Source organism: Amycolatopsis thailandensis (assembly GCF_042723255.1).
GTDB classification, from domain to species: Bacteria; Actinomycetota; Actinomycetes; order Mycobacteriales; family Pseudonocardiaceae; genus Amycolatopsis; species Amycolatopsis thailandensis.
This window is the reverse complement of the sequence record NZ_JBHXJK010000238.1, coordinates 1-4,033: the sequence shown is the minus strand read 5'-3', so window position 1 is coordinate 4,033 and position 4,033 is coordinate 1. Positions and strand designations below refer to the sequence as shown.

Annotated in this window: 3 protein-coding genes; 2 read left to right on the top strand and 1 reads right to left on the bottom strand. The window is 69.0% G+C overall.

Translation table 11 applies throughout. The features are described from left to right. Nucleotides 1-257 precede the first annotated feature (257 nt). Both ACFWMR_RS41875 and ligA read left to right on the top strand, forming a co-directional pair. A complete protein-coding gene (locus ACFWMR_RS41875) occupies nt 258-1,355 on the top strand; it encodes a calcium:proton antiporter (RefSeq protein WP_093937972.1) in 1,098 nt (365 codons plus the stop codon). Nucleotides 1,356-1,409: 54 nt separating this feature from the next. Continuing rightward, entirely contained in the window at nt 1,410-3,401 is a 1,992-nt protein-coding gene (gene ligA, locus ACFWMR_RS41870; RefSeq protein WP_378382416.1) for an NAD-dependent DNA ligase LigA, read from the top strand. A gap of 11 nt (nt 3,402-3,412) precedes the next feature. On the opposite strand, the gene ACFWMR_RS41865 is transcribed toward ligA, so the two are convergent. Further along, nucleotides 3,413-3,868: a hypothetical protein gene (locus ACFWMR_RS41865; RefSeq protein ID WP_378382415.1), complete on the bottom strand. Its 456-nt coding sequence runs from the start codon at nt 3,866-3,868 to the stop codon at nt 3,413-3,415. Nucleotides 3,869-4,033 lie beyond the last annotated feature (165 nt).

The window sequence follows — 4,033 nt, the reverse complement described above, 5'->3', positions numbered from 1 at the left end:
CCTGCCCCTCGGTGGGGGGGGGTGGTGTGGGTTTTGTAAAACCACCCTTACAAACCCCCCACTTTCGTATTGTCGAAACCCACAACACTGCCCGGCGAGACCAACCTGCCCGATAGGCAGTAAAAGTCCCTCGACAGGACGACTTCGCCCTCCGTGCCCGGACACCCCGCGGTTCCCTGACCCCTCCGTAAAGAACTTCGTCACCCCGCGCCCCTCGTGGAGGGGCAATGTCACGCTGGGTGTGCGAAGGTGACGACATGGCAGCTTCGCGCGGACGATTTCCCGTTTCCTGGACCACCGTCATGCCGGTGCTCGCCGTAGTCGTGCTCGTGCTGAGCTGGGGTCGCGACCTGGGTCCCGTGCCGGTCGCCATCGTCGCGATCGCCCTCGGCGGGACCGTGCTGGCCGCGGTGCATCACGCCGAGGTGGTCGCGCATCGCGTCGGGGAGCCGTTCGGCTCGCTGGTGCTGGCGATCGCGGTGACGGTCATCGAGGTCGCGCTGATCGTCACGATGATGTCCTCCGGCGGCCCCGAAGCCGGGACGCTGGCCCGCGACACGGTGTTCGCCGCAGTGATGATCACCATGAACGGCATCGCGGGCATTTCGCTCATGGTCGGCGCGCGCCGCTACGGCGAAACGCACTTCAACCCGGAAGGCAGCGGCGGTGCTCTCGCCACCGTGGCGACGCTCGCATCCGTCAGCCTCGTGCTTCCGACGTTCACCACCAGCACCCCCGGGCCTGCCTTCAACAGCACACAGCTCACCTTCGCCGCCGTCGCCTCGCTGCTTCTCTACGGCCTTTTCGTGCTCACCCAGACCGTCCGCCACCGCGACTTCTTCCTGCCGGTCGACAGCGACGGCTCGGTCAAGGAAGAGGAACACGCCGAACCGCCGACCAACAAGGCGGCGCTGACCAGCCTCGGGCTGCTGCTGGTCGCGCTGGTCGCGGTCGTCGGCCTGGCCAAGGTCGAATCACCCGCGATCGAAGCGGGCGTCAGCGCGGCCGGCTTCCCGCAGTCGTTCGTCGGTGTCGTGATCGCGCTGCTGGTCCTGTTGCCGGAAACCCTGGCCGCGACGCGGGCAGCGCGGCGCGACCGGATGCAGACCAGTCTCAACCTCGCCTACGGTTCGGCGATCGCGAGCATCGGGCTCACCATCCCGACCATCGCACTGGCGTCGATCTGGCTGGACGGCCCGCTGCTGCTGGGCCTCGGTGCGACCCACATCGTGTTGCTCGCGCTCACGATCGCGGTCAGCGTGCTCACCGTCGTCCCCGGCCGTGCGACCCGGTTGCAGGGCGGCGTCCACCTGGTCCTGCTGGCCTCGTTCCTGGTGCTCGCCATCAACCCGTGACACGAGTCCTCTTCGGACGCTGTTCTGTCGGTGGTCACGGGTAATCTCTGCCCCGTGAACGCTCGGGACCGCATCCAAGAACTCGCCGATCAGATCGTCGTCCTTCGCGACGCCTACTACCGAGGCTCGCCGAAAGTGGCCGATGCCGAGTACGACGCGATCGAAGACGAGTTGCGGGGGCTCATCGAGGCCAACCCGGAGCTGACCCCGGACCCGAACCCCCTCGACCAGGTCGGCGCGCCCGCCGTCCTGCACGCGCCCATCCGGCACTCGCGCCCGATGCTGTCGCTGGAGAAGGCGACCAAACCCGAGCAGGTCGAGGCGTTCTTCTCCCGTTTCCCCGGGCAGCCGGTGGTCGTCATGCCGAAGCTGGACGGGCTGTCGCTGGCCCTGGTCTACGAGAACGGGCGGCTCGCCAGGGCGATCACCCGCGGCGACGGGACCACCGGCGACGACGTGACCATGCTGGTGCGGGCGCTGACCGACGGCGTCCCGGACAAGGTCGACGCGCCCGGCCGCGTCGAAGTCCGCGGCGAGGCCGTCATGCTCCGCTCCACCTTCGCCGCGTACAACAAGGCCCACCCGGACAAACCGCTGATCAACCCGCGCAACGCCGCCGCCGGAACCCTGCGCGCCAAGGATCCGGCCACCGTCGCCGAGCGGCGCCTCCAGTTCTTCGCCTTCGATCTCTCCACCGAGCCCGACAGCGCGGAAACCGATCTCGACGGCGCGCTGCGGACGCTCGGATTCGCCGCCGCCGACATGCGGCACTGCGATGACGCCGAAGCGGCGCAGGCCGTCATCACGACCATCGAGCAACAGCGCAACGACCTCGACTACGACCTCGACGGTGCCGTGCTGCGCCTGGCGGATCGGGACGCGTACGCCGCCGCCGGAACGCGGTCCAGCTCGCCGCGTGGCGCGATGGCGTTCAAGTTCGCCGCCGAGGAGAAGACCACTGTCCTCACCGACGTGGTCTGGGACGTCGGCAAGACCGGCAAGATCGCTCCCGTCGCGTGGCTGGAGCCGGTGTTCGTCGGCGGCGGCAACGTCACCCGGGCGACGCTGGCCAACCAGGAGGTCATCCGTGCCCGCGGGATCAAGATCGGCGACACCGTGCTGGTACGCCGCGCCGGCGACGTGATCCCGTTCGTGGCGGGCGTCCTCGACGCGACGAAGCGCACCGGCGAGGAAAGGGACATCGTTCCGCCCTCGGTGTGCCCGTCGTGCGAAGAGCCGTTGACCGAACAGGGCAACAGCCGGGAACTGTTCTGCACCAACCTCGCCTGCCCCGCCCAGGCCGTCCGGCGGCTGATCCACTGGGCTTCGCGGGCGGCCGCGGACATCGACGCGATCGGCGGAGTCTGGATCGAGCGGCTCGCCGAGGCCGGGATTCTCGAACACCCGTCGGACTTCTACCGGCTCACCAAGGAGACGCTGCTCGAGTTCGACCGCATCGGCGAAATCTCCGCCACCCGCATGATCGAGTCGATCGACGCGAGCCGCGCGGTCGGCCTGCGCCGGGCGCTGATCGGCCTGGCGATCCCGATGGCCTCCGAGGGCACCGCCGCACGGCTGTGCCGGGCGGGCTTCGGTTCGCTGGAGGACGTCGCCGACGCGGGCGAAGAGGGCCTGGTCGCCGTGGAGGACATCGGCCCGAAGGTCGCCGCGTCCCTGATCGAGCACCTCGCCCGGCTGCGTCCCGAGCTCGAGCGGCTGCGGGAGGTCGGCGTCTCGCTGGACGTGCGCGAGGAGGACCTGCCGCCCGTCGTCGCGGTCGGCGCGCCGTTGGAGGGCAAGACGGTCGTGGTCACCGGGTCGATCAGCGACCCCCGCTCCGGCGAGAAGGTGCCGCGCCCGACCTTCCAGCGTTTGTGCGAACGGGCGGGCGCGGCCATCGCGTCGTCGGTCTCGGCCAACACCGACCTGCTGATCACCGGCGCCGACGTCGGGGCCAGCAAGCTCACCAAGGCCGAGAAGCTCGAAGTCGAGGTCGTGGACCAAGGCGTGATCTGGGGACAGCTGATCGAAGCGGGCGTCGTCTAGCCTGGGCTCGTTCAACGCGCGGGCGGTTCCAAAGCCACTAGCTCCGCGTGCGCCGCATCGCGGAAGCGAGACCATGGCTCGTGCAGGTAATCCCAGACAAGCTCGCCGTCTGGCGGGCCGTCCCAGTAGGCACGGTTGAGCCGGTCCGCCAAGTCGCCGAGCGGACCGGCGAGGCCTAGTGGTGCGATCAAGGCCAGCCTGTTGTGGAGGAACCACATCCGATGCGAGAGCTCTGACGAACGTTCGTCCCCGTCGGCGGTCGCGCGCTCCATCTCCTGATAGATCTCCAGATATCCCTCGACAGCGGTCCGCAGCTCCGTTCGCCGCTCCGCGGCCCGCACCAGCCGTTCCCGGCGCTCCAAGGAACGCCCTGCCACGTGCTGGCTCACGATCGTGCCCGCTGCCCCGATCGCCGTTCCCAGCAAGGTGCCCAAGACGAGAAGCCAGTTCATGACTTCTAGTCGCATGCCCGCGTGGGCTCGTTAACGCACGCTCTCCGCCGAGCGGGGTATGTGACGGGGAAGATTTCGGACGCTGAACGTCCGGATTGTTCCCCGCTCGGCTGTCGGCGGGGGGTATAGGACCGAGGCGAAGCGTCAGCGGTGACACGGTCGAGCGTGGAGGATTCGGGA